The organism is Roseateles chitinivorans, assembly GCF_002761755.1.
GTDB lineage: Bacteria > Pseudomonadota > Gammaproteobacteria > Burkholderiales > Burkholderiaceae_C > Roseateles > Roseateles chitinivorans.
Window position 1 is genome coordinate 1 of record NZ_PEOG01000106.1, and the last position, 12735, is coordinate 12735.

15 protein-coding genes are annotated in these 12735 nt (G+C 71.2%); 2 read left to right on the forward strand and 13 right to left on the reverse strand.

Going from position 1 to position 12735, the window contains the following annotated elements; genetic code table 11:
* Positions 1-373 precede the first annotated feature (373 nt).
* From CS062_RS23665 to CS062_RS23710, 10 genes are all read right to left on the reverse strand, one after another.
* On the reverse strand, positions 374-556 hold the full coding sequence (locus tag CS062_RS23665) for a DUF3606 domain-containing protein (RefSeq protein ID WP_091724754.1): 183 nt from the start codon (positions 554-556) through the stop codon (positions 374-376).
* A 106-nt stretch (positions 557-662) separates the two neighbouring features.
* Positions 663-2789, reverse strand: coding sequence for a diguanylate cyclase domain-containing protein (locus CS062_RS23670; protein WP_099864200.1), 2127 nt, complete (start codon positions 2787-2789; stop codon positions 663-665).
* A gap of 84 nt (positions 2790-2873) precedes the next feature.
* Complete coding sequence (locus CS062_RS23675; protein ID WP_099864201.1) at positions 2874-3833, reverse strand: Gfo/Idh/MocA family oxidoreductase; 960 nt, start codon at positions 3831-3833, stop codon at positions 2874-2876.
* A gap of 51 nt (positions 3834-3884) precedes the next feature.
* Positions 3885-4781, reverse strand: a complete 897-nt coding sequence (locus CS062_RS23680) for a class III extradiol dioxygenase subunit beta (RefSeq protein WP_099864203.1) — start codon at positions 4779-4781, stop codon at positions 3885-3887.
* Positions 4778-5239, reverse strand: a complete 462-nt coding sequence (gene ligA, locus CS062_RS23685) for a protocatechuate 4,5-dioxygenase subunit alpha (protein WP_099864215.1) — start codon at positions 5237-5239, stop codon at positions 4778-4780. Before ligA ends, CS062_RS23680 begins: the two co-directional genes overlap by 4 nt.
* Before the next feature lie 32 nt (positions 5240-5271).
* Positions 5272-6210: an amidohydrolase family protein gene (locus CS062_RS23690; protein WP_099864204.1), complete on the reverse strand. Its 939-nt coding sequence runs from the start codon at positions 6208-6210 to the stop codon at positions 5272-5274.
* A 72-nt stretch (positions 6211-6282) separates the two neighbouring features.
* Positions 6283-7254 (reverse strand): NAD(P)-dependent oxidoreductase, encoded by a 972-nt coding sequence (locus CS062_RS23695; protein WP_099864206.1) that lies wholly within the window; start codon positions 7252-7254, stop codon positions 6283-6285.
* A gap of 1 nt (position 7255) precedes the next feature.
* Complete coding sequence (locus CS062_RS23700; protein ID WP_099864207.1) at positions 7256-8293, reverse strand: Bug family tripartite tricarboxylate transporter substrate binding protein; 1038 nt, start codon at positions 8291-8293, stop codon at positions 7256-7258.
* A gap of 36 nt (positions 8294-8329) precedes the next feature.
* Complete coding sequence (gene ligK, locus CS062_RS23705; RefSeq protein WP_099864209.1) at positions 8330-9013, reverse strand: 4-carboxy-4-hydroxy-2-oxoadipate aldolase/oxaloacetate decarboxylase; 684 nt, start codon at positions 9011-9013, stop codon at positions 8330-8332.
* A gap of 39 nt (positions 9014-9052) precedes the next feature.
* Complete coding sequence (locus CS062_RS23710) at positions 9053-9748, reverse strand: substrate-binding domain-containing protein (RefSeq protein WP_099864210.1); 696 nt, start codon at positions 9746-9748, stop codon at positions 9053-9055.
* A 154-nt stretch (positions 9749-9902) separates the two neighbouring features.
* Here CS062_RS23710 and CS062_RS23715 point away from each other — a divergent pair, with 154 nt between their 5' ends.
* The gene (locus tag CS062_RS23715) at positions 9903-10814 is read left to right on the forward strand and encodes a LysR family transcriptional regulator (protein WP_099864212.1); all 912 of its coding nucleotides are present in this window, start codon (positions 9903-9905) and stop codon (positions 10812-10814) included.
* Here CS062_RS23715 and CS062_RS23720 read toward each other — a convergent pair.
* Both CS062_RS23720 and CS062_RS23725 read right to left on the reverse strand, forming a co-directional pair.
* The gene (locus CS062_RS23720; protein WP_233218231.1) at positions 10762-11286 is read right to left on the reverse strand and encodes a GNAT family N-acetyltransferase; all 525 of its coding nucleotides are present in this window, start codon (positions 11284-11286) and stop codon (positions 10762-10764) included. The genes CS062_RS23715 and CS062_RS23720 overlap by 53 nt on opposite strands.
* On the reverse strand, positions 11274-11624 hold the full coding sequence (locus tag CS062_RS23725; RefSeq protein WP_099864213.1) for a type II toxin-antitoxin system TacA family antitoxin: 351 nt from the start codon (positions 11622-11624) through the stop codon (positions 11274-11276). The genes CS062_RS23720 and CS062_RS23725 overlap by 13 nt, the downstream gene beginning before the upstream one ends.
* Before the next feature lie 322 nt (positions 11625-11946).
* Here CS062_RS23725 and CS062_RS23730 point away from each other — a divergent pair, with 322 nt between their 5' ends.
* A complete protein-coding gene (locus CS062_RS23730; protein WP_099864218.1) occupies positions 11947-12102 on the forward strand; it encodes a DUF3309 family protein in 156 nt (51 codons plus the stop codon).
* A 25-nt stretch (positions 12103-12127) separates the two neighbouring features.
* Here CS062_RS23730 and CS062_RS23735 read toward each other — a convergent pair.
* Positions 12128-12735, reverse strand: a 608-nt coding sequence (locus CS062_RS23735) for an SDR family oxidoreductase (RefSeq protein WP_143742484.1), incomplete at its 5' end; no start/stop codon positions are given.

Genomic DNA, 12735 nt, shown 5'->3' on the forward strand with positions numbered 1-12735 from the left:
GCCCCGGCGGCGACCGCGGCCGAAGCGCCCGCGCCGGCGATCAGCAGGCCGCGACGCGAGATCGCGCCGGTGTCAGCGTCGCACGGGGCGGCGTCCGGGGGAGACAGGGAAGACGCGAGGTCCAAGTCGGCATCCATGCTGGGCACTCCTGGCTGGCCGGGATCGGCAAGCTGCCTAGGCAGCAATCCCCGTTCCTGGCCAGTCCCTCATCCCCTCCATGCGCCAAGGAACGCCCTCTCCCGCACGCGGGCGAGGGCAGGGGTGAGGGCCTGCGGTCGGCTGCTGGCCCTCACCCCGACCCCTCTCCCGCAAGCGGGCGAGGGGCGGAGGAAGAGGCAGGCGCCGGGCCGGGGAGGAGGGCCGTCGTGGCGGCTCAACGATGCGCCTGGAGCCACTCCTCGACGGCCTTGGCGCTGGTGCCGACCGCATCCACCGCGTGCCGCAGCAGCTCCGGCGAGACGCCGAAGCGCTCGCCCCAGTAACGCAGCTCGTAGTCGTCCTGCACATTGACCCGATGGCGGTCGCTGGTGTGCGGGCTGGAGGTTTCCTCGGTCATGACGATCGCTCCCTGCAGGTGTCGATATCGCCGTCGCGCTCGGCAGGGGGACGGACATCGACGCCGATGTCGATCCCGCGGCCCGGCCGCGCCGCCAGGCTGACGGCTACGACCGCCGCGGCGGCACGCGGCTGCTGTCCTCGCCGTCGAGCGTGGCGCCCGGATCTTCCTCCCCGGCGACCGATTCGTCGAACGAATGGTCCGGCACCGCCGGCGGGCCCGGGTCGCGGGGCCGCTGACCGGCGGGCGCGGCGCTGTCGGTGCCCGGTTCGGGCGCGGGGCTGGACGGCGTGTCGATCGCGTCCACCGGCGTGGGCGCGTCGGGGCCGACGGAGGTCGCCGGCGAGTTCGGTGCGTTCATGGCGTTCCCTGGCATGCTGCTGGCCGACACCACGCGCCGCTTGCCGGCGCGCTTGGCCATCGTCATCGCCGTCTCGGCGAGCCGCATCAGCGCTTCCGCCTGGCGGCCATGGAGCGGGGCAAACGCGATGCCGATGCTGGCCGTGACCGACGCGTGATCGCCGTCAGGCAGGCGGATCGGCTCGGCGATGGACGCCAGCATGCGACGCAGCGCCGGCTCGGCCTCGTGCTCGGCGCGCAGCGCGGTCAGCAGCAGGGCGAATTCGTCGCCCCCCATGCGGGCCACCAGGTCGTGGTTGCGCACGCCGGCCTGCAGGCGCTGCGCCACCACCCGCAGCACCACGTCGCCAGCCTCATGGCCGAACTGGTCGTTCAGCTCCTTGAAGCCGTCCAGGTCCACCCAGCACACCGCGACCAGCCCGACGCGTTCGCCCAGCAGCGTCAGCGCGCCGGCCAGCCGCTCGGTGAAGCGCACGCGGTTGGGCAGGCCGGTCAGCGCGTCATGCACCGCCAGGTGCCGCGCGGTGGCCTCGCTCTCCTTGAGCGCGGAGATGTCGATCATCATCCACAGCGACTCGTTGCCCGACACCGACGCGCCGCTCAGGTCGATCCACACCGGCGTGCCGTCCTTGCGCCGCATCCGCAGTTGCTGGCGGTAGCGCCGGCCGGACTCGATGGCGGGGTAGGCGGCCTCGCCGACCTCGCGGAAGCTGGCCTCGTCCAGGTAGAGCTGGCGGGTCGGCTGCCCGAGCAGCTCGCCGGGCGCATAACCGAACAGCGAGGCCAGCGCGCGGTTCTGCCAGACGACGTTGCGGTCGCGCAGCCGCATCATGCCGACCATGTCGTTATCCAGCATCAGCGCCTGTTCCAGCGCCAGCTGCTGCAGACCGGTGGCGGCGCGACGGTCGCGGCGCTGCTGCAGGAAGACCAGCACCGAGCAGCCCAGCACCGTCAGGATGACCACGGCCGCCAGCGCGCTCTGCTGGATGACCTCGCCGCGCCAGGCGGCCAGGAAGTCGGCGGTGCTGGCGCCGGTGAAGATGGTCAGCGGGTAGCCGCGCACCTGGCGGTAGCAGGTGATGCGCTCGATGTTGTCGAGCCGGGTCTTGGTCACGTACCACCCCTGCTGCGGGTTGGCCGCCATCTTGCGCATCAGGTCCTCGGACACGATCACGTCGCCGACCCCGCGGATCGAATGCGGCTCCGCCGCCGAGTAGCGCGCGATCAGCCGCTGGCTGCGGGTGCGCAGCGAGATCGCGCCCTCCGCGCCGATCGTCAGGCCCTTGAAGCCCTCGATGAAGTGCTCGGTCGAGAGCGTGGTGTAGACGACGCCGGCGAAGCTGCCGTCCTCGGCCTCGAGCCGGCGCGCGACGACGATGCCCCACTTGCGCAGCACGCGGCCGAACAGCGGCTCGGAGATCACCGCGCCATCGCCGTCGCGGGCGCGCTGGAAGTAGTCCCGGTCGCCGACGCTGACGCTGCTCTCCTCGCTGGCCAGGCCGTAGATCACCTGGCCGCGGGCGTCGGTCATGCGGATCGCGTCGACCTGCGGCAGCAGGCTGCGCTGGTCGGCCAGCGCGCGCTCCATCGCGCGCTTGAGCGCCTCCGGGTCGGCACTGGCGCGGCGGTACTGCAGCGCCAGCGTCGACAGCGCGTTGTCGACCTGCTTGAGCTCGGCGCCGATCTCGATGCTGAGGCTGGCGGCCAGGTTCTCGGTGGTCTCGCGGGCGCGGGTCAGGTCGGATTCGCGGCCGGCTCGCAGCGCCAGCCAGGTCGCGGCGACGATGGCCGCGGCGATGACGAGGTTGCCGACCGCCAGCCACAGGGCCAGTCGGGTCAGCGAGCGGGGAGCGTAGGGGGGCAGGCGGTCCATCGGCGGCACGGGGACGAGGCGGCCATCCTAACCGCGCCGACCGTCCGCCGTGCCACTCCCCGCCGCCGGCCGGCGCCAGCCGCCTCAGCCGGCCTTCAGGGCCTGCTCCAGCTCGTGCAGCACCTGGTAGCAGGGCAGCACCTGCGCGACGCTGGCCACCGGCTCGCGACCCTCGCGGATCGCGGCGACGAACTCGCGATCCTGCAGCTCGATGCCGTTCATGGACACGTCCACCCGGCTGACGTCGATGGTCTCGTCCTTGCCGGTGACCAGGTCGTCGTAGCGGGCGATGTAGGTGCCGGTGTCGCCGATGTAGCGGAAGAAGGTGCCCAGCGGCCCTTCGTTGTTGAAGGACAGCGACAGGGTGCAGATGGCGCCGTTGGCCGCCTGCAGCTGCAGGCTCATGTCCATGGCGATGCCCAGCTCGGGATGGATCGGCCCCTGCAGCGCATGGGCCTTGACGATCGGGCTGCCGCACTGCCAGGCGAAGAGGTCCACCGTGTGCGCCGCGTGGTGCCAGAGCAGGTGGTCGGTCCAGCTGCGGGGCTGGCCCAGCGCATTCATGTTGGTGCGGCGGAAGAAGTAGGTCTGGACGTCCATCTGCTGGATCCGCAGCTGGCCGGCGGCGATGCGGCGGTGGATCCACTGATGGCTGGGGTTGAAGCGGCGGGTGTGGCCGCACATGGCGACCAGGCCGGTCTCGCGCTGGCGGCGGACGACGGCCTCGCCGTCGGCCAGCACGTCGCACAGCGGGATCTCGACCTGCACATGCTTGCCGGCCTCCAGGCAGGCCAGCGCCTGGCGGGCATGCAGCTGCGTCGGCGTGCAGAGGATGACCGCGTCGACGTCGTCGCGCGCGAGCGCCTCGCCGAGTTCGGTTGTGGCGTGGCCAATGCCGTAGCGGGCGGCGGTCTCGCGGGTCTTGTCGATATCGCGGCTGATCAGCGACACGACCTCGACGCCGTCGATGAGTCGCAGCGCGTCGAGGTGCTTCTGGCCGAAGGCGCCGGCGCCGGCCAGCGCGATGCGCAGGGGAGTGGACATGAAGGGCTCCAGTGAGGCGGGATCGGGTGGGACTCCCGCGATCCCGAGGGATCAGGGGTTCTCGAGGATCAGGTGGCCGACCGCCGTGTTGGAGGCCGGCACGTGATAGAAGCGGTGGGCGACGCGGGGCGCGCGGAGCGGGACGTCGACGTCCGCGGGGTCGGCGAGGTCGCTCATCGCGCCGCGCGCGATCAGCCACATCACCAGCTCGATGCCTTCGGAGCCGGCCTCGCGGACGTACTCCAGGTGCGGCATCTCGGACAGGCCGCGCGGGTCGGCGATCAGGCGGTCCATCCAGGCCTGGTCCCAGGCGTGGTTGATGAGCCCGGCGCGCGGCCCCTGCAACTGGTGGCTCATGCCGCCGGTTCCCCAGACCTGCACCTTCAGCGGCGCGTCGAAGCTTTCCACCGCGCGGCGGATCGCCTGGCCCAGTTGCAGGCAGCGCCGGCCCGAGGGCACCGGGTACTGCACCACGTTGACCGCCAGCGGGATCACCGGCACCGGCCAGTGCGGCGCGCCGGCCGGCTGTTCGCCGAACATCAGCGACAGCGGCACGGTCAGGCCGTGGTCGACCGTCATGCGGTTGACCAGCGTCAGGTCGAAGTCCTGCTGGATCACGCTTTGCGCGAGGTGGGCGGCCAGCTCGCCATGACCGAGGACCGGCGGCACCGCGCGCGGGCCCCAGCCTTCGTCGGCGGGGTCGTAGCGCTCGGCGGTGCCGAGCGCGAAGGTCGGGATCATGTCCAGGCTGAATGCGTTGGCATGGTCGTTGTAGACCAGCACGATCGCGTCGGGCCGGTGCTCCGCCATCCAGCGGCGCGAGGCCTCATAGCCCGCGAACAGCGGCTGCCAGTAAGGGTCCTGCGTGCGGCCCTGGTCCATCGCCACGCCGATCGCCGGCACGTGTGAGGTGTAGACCGAGGCGGTGATGCGCGCATGCGTGCTCATCGGGCCGATCCTTTCGTCGCGCCCCGGGTGTCGCCCGCGGTCGCCTGCTTCGCGTCGGCGGCCGCCGCGTCGTCCACCGGCTTGCGCCGCGGCGTGCCATCGGGCTGGCGCCCACCGGCCAGCATCATGTCGCGGTAGTCGCTCTCGGTCATGCCGGTCATGCCGGCGGCCATCTGCTGGTAGCTGCGGCCGTCGGTGGCGCCGATCTTGGCCAGGAAGTAGATGTTGCCGCCCAGCCGGATGCACTGGTTGAGGTCGCGCGCCAGCACGGCCTCCTTCTGCGCCGGCGTCATCGGCCATTCGTCGAGGTAGGCGCGCTCGTCGGCCTTGAAGCGGGCGCGGTTCTCCGCCTTCATCAGCGACATGCAGAACTGGTTGAGCCAGTAGCCCTTGCGGGCCTGGTCGGCATCGAAGATGGTGGTGCCCGGGATGTCCCGGTAGGGCTTGTCGATCGACATGCGGGTCTCCTGGAAGCGGTTCGCGGTCGGGCTCATCGGGCCGCGGTCTCCGGCCAGTACAGCCGCATCGGGTTGTCGACCAGCAGGCGCTGGCGCAGGTCGGCGGTGGGGGCGATGCGCGGAATGACGTCGACCAGCAGGCCGTCGTCGGGCATGTGGTCCTTGAGGTTGGGATGCGGCCAGTCGGTGCCCCAGAGCACCCGGTCGGGGAACTCCTCGACGACGCGGCGCGCGAAGGGGATCACGTCGCGGTAGGGCGCCGTCTCGCCGTTCAGCGCCGGCGGGCCGGCCATCGACAGCCGCTCCGGGCAGGTCACCTTGCTCCAGACGAAGGGATGCTCGCGCAGGAAGCGCAGGAACAGGGCGAACTCCGGCCCGTCCACCGGCCGGGTCACGTCGGGCCGGCCCATGTGGTCGACGACGACGGTGGTGGGCAGCGCGGCGAAGAAGTCCCACAGCTCGGGCAGGTCGGGCGCCTCGAAGTAGAGGACGACATGCCAGCCCAGCGCCTTCACCCGCTGCGCGATCTCCATCAGCTCGTCACGCGGGGTGGAGTCGACCAGGCGCTTGACGAAGTTGAAGCGCACGCCGCGCACGCCGGCTTCGTGCAGCTCGTGCAGCTGCGCGTCGGTGATGCCGCGACGCACGGTCGCCACACCGCGCGCGCGGCCGCCGGACGCGCGGCAGGCATCGAGCATCGCGCGGTTGTCGTCGCCATGGCAGGTGGCCTGCACGATCACGTTGCGGCTGAAGCCCAGCCGGTCGCGCAGCGCGAAGAGCTGGGCCTTGCCCGCGTCGCAGGGCGTGTACTTGCGCTCGGGCGCGTAGGGAAACTCGGCGCCCGGGCCGAAGACGTGGCAGTGCGCGTCGACGGCGCCTTCGGGCAGCCGGAAGCGCGGGGTCGACGGGCTCGGATGCCAGTCGAGCCAGCCCGGGGTCTTGTCGAAGCCGCCGGTGGTGGGAAGCGTCATCACAGGTCCTTGTGCGGGATCGGGGACATCAGGAAATCGCGGAGAGTTCGAGGCGCCGGCGGCGGGGCCCGGTCAGCCCTGCGGCGGCAGCTTGGGCCTGGCCAGGTGGGCCAGCAGCCGGTCGGCCTCGGTGCGCCAGTCGGGGCTGCGGCCGAAGGCCGGATCGCCGCGCTCGCCGAACAGGCCGTCCTCGGCCAGGTCGGCCATCCAGGCCTGGCGCTCGGCGGTGCCTTCGGCGCTCCAGGGCGTGAGCCCGGCGTCGCGGACGGTCTCCGCGACCTCGCGCACCTCCTCGCTGCGGCGTCGGCCGTGCTGGATCACGCGCTGGAAGAAATAGGCGGCCTGCCTGTCCCAGTCGATGCCGGGGAAGGTTTCCTTCAGCGAAGCCAGCACCGCCTCCTCGACGCCGTAATGGCGGGCGGCGGTGAGGCTTTCGATGACCATGGCCTCCATGCCCTTGATCATCACGCTGCGGCACATCTTGGTCGCGCTGACGACACCGAGTTCCGCGCTGCCCACGCTGGCGGCGAAGCCCAGGCGTGCCAGCAGCGGCGCGATCGCGTCCGCATGCGGGCCGCCCAGCAGCAGCGGCACCTTGATCCGATACGGCGGCACGCTGGTCATCACGGCGCCCTCGACATAACGGCCGCCGGCCGCATGCACCGCCTCGGCCGCCTCGCGCTTGGCCTTGGGCGAGGCCGAATTGAAGTCCAGCACGAAGGTGCCGGGGCGCAATCCCGCAGCGGCCGCACGCGCCGCGTCCAGCGTCTGGCTGGCCGTGACGGCGCTCACGACCAGGTCGGCCGGCGTCGCCACCATGGTGGCCGACGGGCTCAGCGCGACGCCGAACTGCACCGCGTGCTCCCGCATGGTGTCGGCGTCGACAGACGGCGACTTCAGCTTCAGGTCGTAGGCGCTGACGGCGACGCCGGCGGCACGCAGGTCCTCGGCCAGGATGCGGCCGACCTCGCCGTAGCCGACCAGGCCGACGCGCAGGTCCTCCAGCGCCGGCGGCTGGGCGTGATCGGGGGCGGCGGTGCTCATGTCAGTCCAGCGAGAGGTTGAAGCGCTTGATCAGCGCCGCGTACTTGGCCGACTCGGCCGAGATGAAGCCCATGTACTGCTCCTTCGTGGTCGGAAAGACGTCGTAGCCGAAGGTGAGATAGCGCTCGCGGATGTCGGGCTCGGCCAGCGCGGCCTCGATGTCGCGCTGGATGCGCTCCTGCACCGCCTTGGGCAGGCCGCGCGGCGCCGCGATGGTGGTCCAGCCGGTGGCCTCGTAGCCCGCGGGACCGCCGGACTCGACGACGGTGGGGACATCGGGGAAGGCGGGGTGGCGCTTCGGGCCGGTGATGGCGATGAAGCGGATCTTGCCGGCCCGCTGCAGCGGCCCCGCCGTCGCCATCGTGCCCAGGGCGAAGTTGAGCTCGCCGTTGGCCACGGCCGTGTAGAGCATCGACGTCTCCTTGTAGACGACGTGCGTCATCTGCGTCTGGGTCATCGCCTCGAGCTGCGCCGCGCCCAGGTGCACCGGGTTGCCGACCGACCAGGAGCCGTAGTTCAGCGCGCCGGGATGGGCCTTGGCATCGGCCACGATGTCGCCGACGGTCTTGTACTTGCTGTTGGCCGACACACCGACGAAGAAGTAGGTCTTGAACAGCGGGGCGATCGGGTCGAAGTCCTTGACCGGGTCGTAGGGCAGCTTCTTGAACAGGTGCGGATAGATGACCAGGTGGGCGTTGTCCAGCTGGATCAGGTCGTGGCCGTCGGTGGCGCCGCGCTTGAAGGCGTCGATCGCGATGAAGCCGTTGGCTCCGGGCTTGTTCTCGACGATCACCGGCTTGCCCCACTTCTTCGACAGCTTCTCGGCGACGACGCGGGCCACGGTCTCCGGGCCGGCACCGGCCGGGAAGGGCGTGAGGATGCGCACCGGCCGGGTCGGCCAGTCGGTGGCGGGGGCGCTGGCCTGCGCCGCGGCGAGGCGGGGCAGGGATGCGGCGAGCAGCGTCGCGGCGGCCAGGGCCAGGACTTGCCCGCTGCGTGCGAGGGCGGCGCGGCGGGGGCGAAAGCGGGGAGCGGTCATCGTTGTTGTCTCCAGGGGCGTCGGTCGTTGGCCGAATCAGTCGATGTAGCGCAGGCCGGCCTTGGCCAGCGGCTCGCGCATCTTGTAGAGGTCCAGTCCGAGCACGCCGGCGGCGAACTGGTCGCGCTTGGCGCCTTCATTGGCCTCGCGGGCGGCGGCGGCATCCAGCGTCTTCGGCGCCATCGCGGCCGGGACGCAGACGATGCCGTCGTCGTCGGCGACGATCACGTCGCCGGGGTGAACCAGCGCCCCGGCGCACACGATCGGGATGTTGACCGAGCCGGGCGTCGCCTTGATCGTGCCCTTGGCCGAGATGCACTTGCTCCAGACCGGGAAGCCCATCTCGTTGAGCATGCGCACGTCGCGGACGCCGGCGTCGATGATCAGCGCGCGGGCGCCGCGCGCCTTGAAGGAGGTGGCGAGCAGGTCGCCGAAATAGCCGTCGCTGCATTCGGCGGTGACGGCGGCGACGACGATGTCGCCCTCGCGGATCTGTTCGGCGGCGACGTGCAGCATCCAGTTGTCGCCGGGCTGCAGCAGCACGGTGACGGCGGTGCCGGACACCGACACGCCGGTCTGGATCGGCCGCATGTAGGGCTTGAGCAGGCCGACCCGGCCGAGCGCCTCATGGACCGTCGCGGCGCCGAAGTGGCCGAGCGCGTCAGCGGCGCTGCGCTCGGCGCGGGTGATGTTGCGGTAGACGACGCCGAGTTCGTACATGGCGGATTCCTGGTGGACGGTGGAGGGCGTGAGGCGGGTTCAGGCGGCCGGCGTGGCCAGCCCGAGTCGACGGCGCAGCGCATCGTGGCGGGCCGAGGCGAAGTCGTCGACGACGCGCTGCGCGGTGGCGGGCTCGCCGCTGGTGGCCGCGACGGCGGCGGTGAAGCGGGTGACGATCTCCAGGCCCGGCGGCATCGGGCCGAGGAGCGTCACGCCGGGATGGCCTTGCAATTCGCTGAGCTGCTGGAAACCGAGGTCGACATCGCCTTGCGCGACCATCGTGGCGACCGGGATGCCGGCGGGCGACTGGCGCAGCCGCCCGGCCAGCGCATCCGTCAAGCCCCAGTCCGCGAGCAGCGCCAGCAGCGCCTGGCCGCTGGGGCCGGTCGAGTAGCCGATGGCGCGCGCATCCAGCAGCGCCTGCCGCAGCGCATCGGCGCTGTCGACGGTGGGCTGGGCCTGCCCCTCGGGCGCGGCGATGTACATCGGCGAGTCGGCGATGGGCCGCAGGGAGTCGGCCCGCAGGCGACCGGAGGCGAGGAGGCGCGCCATCGCGTCGGCGGCCAGGACGACCAGGTCGACGCCCTCGCCGGACTCGACGCGGCGGGCGGCATCGACGCCGCCGATCGACTCGAAGCGGATTTCCAGGCCATGCGCGGCGGTGTAGGCGGCGGACAGCTCGGCCAGCAGCACGCGGGTGGCCATCGAGGAAATGCCGGCGAGGGGAGCGATCACGGGAACGGTTCCGGAGGAGGGCGGACGGGGAAGGAATGCGGCGGATTCTGGTCTGCCCGGGCCAGACGATCCAGTTCTAGCTTCCACTAGCTGATATTCCGATCAGGCATGGGCTGGATGGTCCGGCCATGCCGGATCGTGAGAGCATCCGCGCATGAACCTGACCCAGCTGGAAACCTTCGTCCATGTCGCCGAGCACGGCAGCTTCAGCAAGGCCGCGATGGTGCTCGGGGTGGCGCAGCCGGCCCTGAGCCGGCAGGTGCGGGCGCTGGAAACCGAGCTGCACGAGACCCTGCTGCTGCGCAACGGTCGCGGCGTGGCGCTGACCGAGGCCGGGCGGCGGTTGCTGCAACACGGGCAGGACATCCTCAACCTGGTGAGCCATGCGAAGGACGACCTGCGGTCGCGCCGCAGCGAGCCGGTGGGGCAGATCACCATCGCGATGCCGCCGACGCTGGCGCGGCTGCACACGCTGGCGCTGATCCGGGCATTCCAGGCGGAGATGCCGCAGGCGCGGCTGACGATCATGGAGGGCTTCTCGGTGCATCTGACCGAGTGGCTGCTGACCGGGCGCACCGACCTCGCACTGGTCTACAACCCGGAGCCGCTGCCGGCACTGGAGATCCTGCCGCTGCGCCGCGAGCGGCTGTGCCTGGTGAGTCCGAAGGACCAGGCGCCGGCGCGACCGCCGACGCTGTCGCAGCTGTCGCGCTACCCGCTGGTGATGCCGCAGCGGGGGCACATCTTCCGCTCGCTGATGGAGCAGGCCGCCGCGATGGCGGGGGTGCAGCTCGATGTCCGCTGGGAGGTGGCCAGCGTGCCGGCGATCCTGGACTGCGTCGCGGCGAACATCGGCCATGCGGCGCTTGGCGAGGACGCACTGCAGATCTACGAGCGTCCGGAGCGTCTGGTCAAGACCCCGTTCGCGCGGGCCGACATCCAGAGCACGCTCTGCCTGGTCACACCGACCAGCAAGCGCGCGACGCCGCTGATGCAGCGCACGGCGGCGGTGCTCATGCGGATGGTGGGAGGCGGCGCACCGTTGGGGGCGAAAGAGCGAGCATGAGCATCAGCGGCTCCATAGGCGACGGCGCGAACCCTTGCCGGGTATAGAACGCCTTCGCGCGATGATCGATGGCATGACAGAGCAGGCCCTTGCCGCCGGCGATCCGTGAAGCTTCTTCAGCACGGGCTCGAGCGTCCTGCAGCAAGGCTGCGCCGATGCCACGGCCGTTCCATGACGCGTCGACGGCCAAACGGCCCAGCAGGTACATCGGGATGGGCGTCGGCGCGTTGCGACGCAGCGACCCATTGGCAAGACGCGCTTCGAGCGCCGTCGGCGCGATCGAGTAGTAGCCGATCACGACGCCGCGAGCCGTCGCGACGACATAGGTCCTCGACGCACCGCTGGCCTGGTTGGGCTGCGCCCGCTGCTGGAGCCAGGCGTCGAGCACGACGTGTCCGCAGGAGAACTCGCCACGGACGTGCGCTGTCGTCAGCAACTGGGGCGGTTGAAGCATGTTCGTTACGTCGCCCATGGCGCTTTCCTGGCGATCAGCCGCTGGAAGCCGGGGTTCTCGTCCAGCGGGCGGTCGAGCAGCGCGTGGCAGGCGCTCAGTTGCGCCTCGTCGAGCCCGAACGTGGCCCGGTGAAGGAGCGCTGCCTCGGACGCGTCCAGGATGACATCCATCAGGAAGGCTTCGCGAGACTTCTCCGCAGCTGCGGCGGCGCGGTCGATCAGTTCGCAGACCTCGGGAGGCACGCGCAGGCCGATCGTTTCTTCGTCGGAGCGTTCAAGCCGCGCCTTTCGAAGAGGCGCGGGGAGTGTCGCGGGCGTCGCGGCGCTCGTGTGGGAATCAGGAAGCAAGGGGGTCATGATCAAGCGGCGAGTAGAGGGCGAGGGGTCGACATGCTGGTGCCGAAACGGCGGATCGGCAAGTCGGTCCGGGAAGGTCGCGACGCCATGGCAGCGAGCGATTGATCTGCCTCAATGCGCGACCGGAAGGAAGCCAATGCTCACGGAGATCCTGGTCCCTTGACCATCGCTCCGAATGGGCGGGCGATGGGGGGCTCCCGATGGGGGATCGCGCGGGTGAGAGCGAACGTCGACGCAGGCACAGCGGTTGCCGAGCCAAGGCATCCGCCGGCGGCGCTCAGGGCACCGGCCGGGTCCGATTCACAAGATGCCGGAGATCCGCATGATCAGCACCATCCTGCTTGTCGTTCTCATCCTGCTCCTGATCGGCGCGCTGCCCACCTGGCCGCACAGCCGCGGATGGGGCTACTACCCCAGCGGCGGCCTGGGCCTGGTCGTGCTGATCCTCGTCATCCTGCTGCTGATGGGCTACATCTGATCGGCCGGTCAGCGGCGCCGGGCGCTCATGCGCCCAGCAGCGACTGCCCGCAGACGCGCAGCACCTGCCCGGTCAGCGGATGCGCGGCGGGCGAGGCAAGGAAGGATATGGCCTCGGCCACGTCCGCGGGCGTGCCGCCTTGCTTGAGGGCGTTCAGGCGGCGGCCGGCCTCCCGCACCAGCAGCGGCATGCGGCGGGTCATCGCGGTCTCGATGAATCCCGGCGCTACCGCGTTGATCGTGCCGCCACGTTCAGCCAGGTCGCCGGCGCGCGCCGCGACATAGCCGATCAACGCCGCTTTCGACGCGCTGTAGTTGGTCTGTCCCGCGTTGCCGGCGATGCCGCTGATCGACGAGAGACAGACCTCGCGGATGCCCGCGTTCAGCAGTCCCGCCTCGTCCAGGCGCGCGTCGATCGCCAGGATCGCCGCGAGGTTGACCGCCATCACGGCGTCCCATTCGGCCGTGGACATCCGCGCCAGCGTGCGGTCGCGGGTGATGCCGGCGTTGTGCACCAGCACGTCGACGCCGCCGACCCGGCGCACCGCGTCGGCCAGTTCGTCGACGGCGCCTGCCGCGGTCAGGTCCGCGGCCAGCAGCGGCCCGCCGATCTCACGCGCGAGCGCCTCCAGCG

What these genes read in the sequence shown, in the direction of transcription:
- CS062_RS23665 (WP_091724754.1), bottom strand. Translation starts at nt 556, where the DNA reads ATGACCGAGGAAACCTCCAGCCCGCACACCAGCGACCGCCATCGGGTC.
- CS062_RS23670 (WP_099864200.1), bottom strand. Translation starts at nt 2,789, where the DNA reads ATGGACCGCCTGCCCCCCTACGCTCCCCGCTCGCTGACCCGACTGGCC.
- CS062_RS23675 (WP_099864201.1), bottom strand. Translation starts at nt 3,833, where the DNA reads ATGTCCACTCCCCTGCGCATCGCGCTGGCCGGCGCCGGCGCCTTCGGC.
- CS062_RS23680 (WP_099864203.1), bottom strand. Translation starts at nt 4,781, where the DNA reads ATGAGCACGCATGCGCGCATCACCGCCTCGGTCTACACCTCACACGTG.
- ligA (WP_099864215.1), bottom strand. Translation starts at nt 5,239, where the DNA reads ATGTCGATCGACAAGCCCTACCGGGACATCCCGGGCACCACCATCTTC.
- CS062_RS23690 (WP_099864204.1), bottom strand. Translation starts at nt 6,210, where the DNA reads ATGACGCTTCCCACCACCGGCGGCTTCGACAAGACCCCGGGCTGGCTC.
- CS062_RS23695 (WP_099864206.1), bottom strand. Translation starts at nt 7,254, where the DNA reads ATGAGCACCGCCGCCCCCGATCACGCCCAGCCGCCGGCGCTGGAGGAC.
- CS062_RS23700 (WP_099864207.1), bottom strand. Translation starts at nt 8,293, where the DNA reads ATGACCGCTCCCCGCTTTCGCCCCCGCCGCGCCGCCCTCGCACGCAGC.
- ligK (WP_099864209.1), bottom strand. Translation starts at nt 9,013, where the DNA reads ATGTACGAACTCGGCGTCGTCTACCGCAACATCACCCGCGCCGAGCGC.
- CS062_RS23715 (WP_099864212.1), top strand. Translation starts at nt 9,903, where the DNA reads ATGAACCTGACCCAGCTGGAAACCTTCGTCCATGTCGCCGAGCACGGC.
- CS062_RS23720 (WP_233218231.1), bottom strand. Translation starts at nt 11,286, where the DNA reads ATGGGCGACGTAACGAACATGCTTCAACCGCCCCAGTTGCTGACGACA.
- CS062_RS23725 (WP_099864213.1), bottom strand. Translation starts at nt 11,624, where the DNA reads ATGACCCCCTTGCTTCCTGATTCCCACACGAGCGCCGCGACGCCCGCG.
- CS062_RS23730 (WP_099864218.1), top strand. Translation starts at nt 11,947, where the DNA reads ATGATCAGCACCATCCTGCTTGTCGTTCTCATCCTGCTCCTGATCGGC.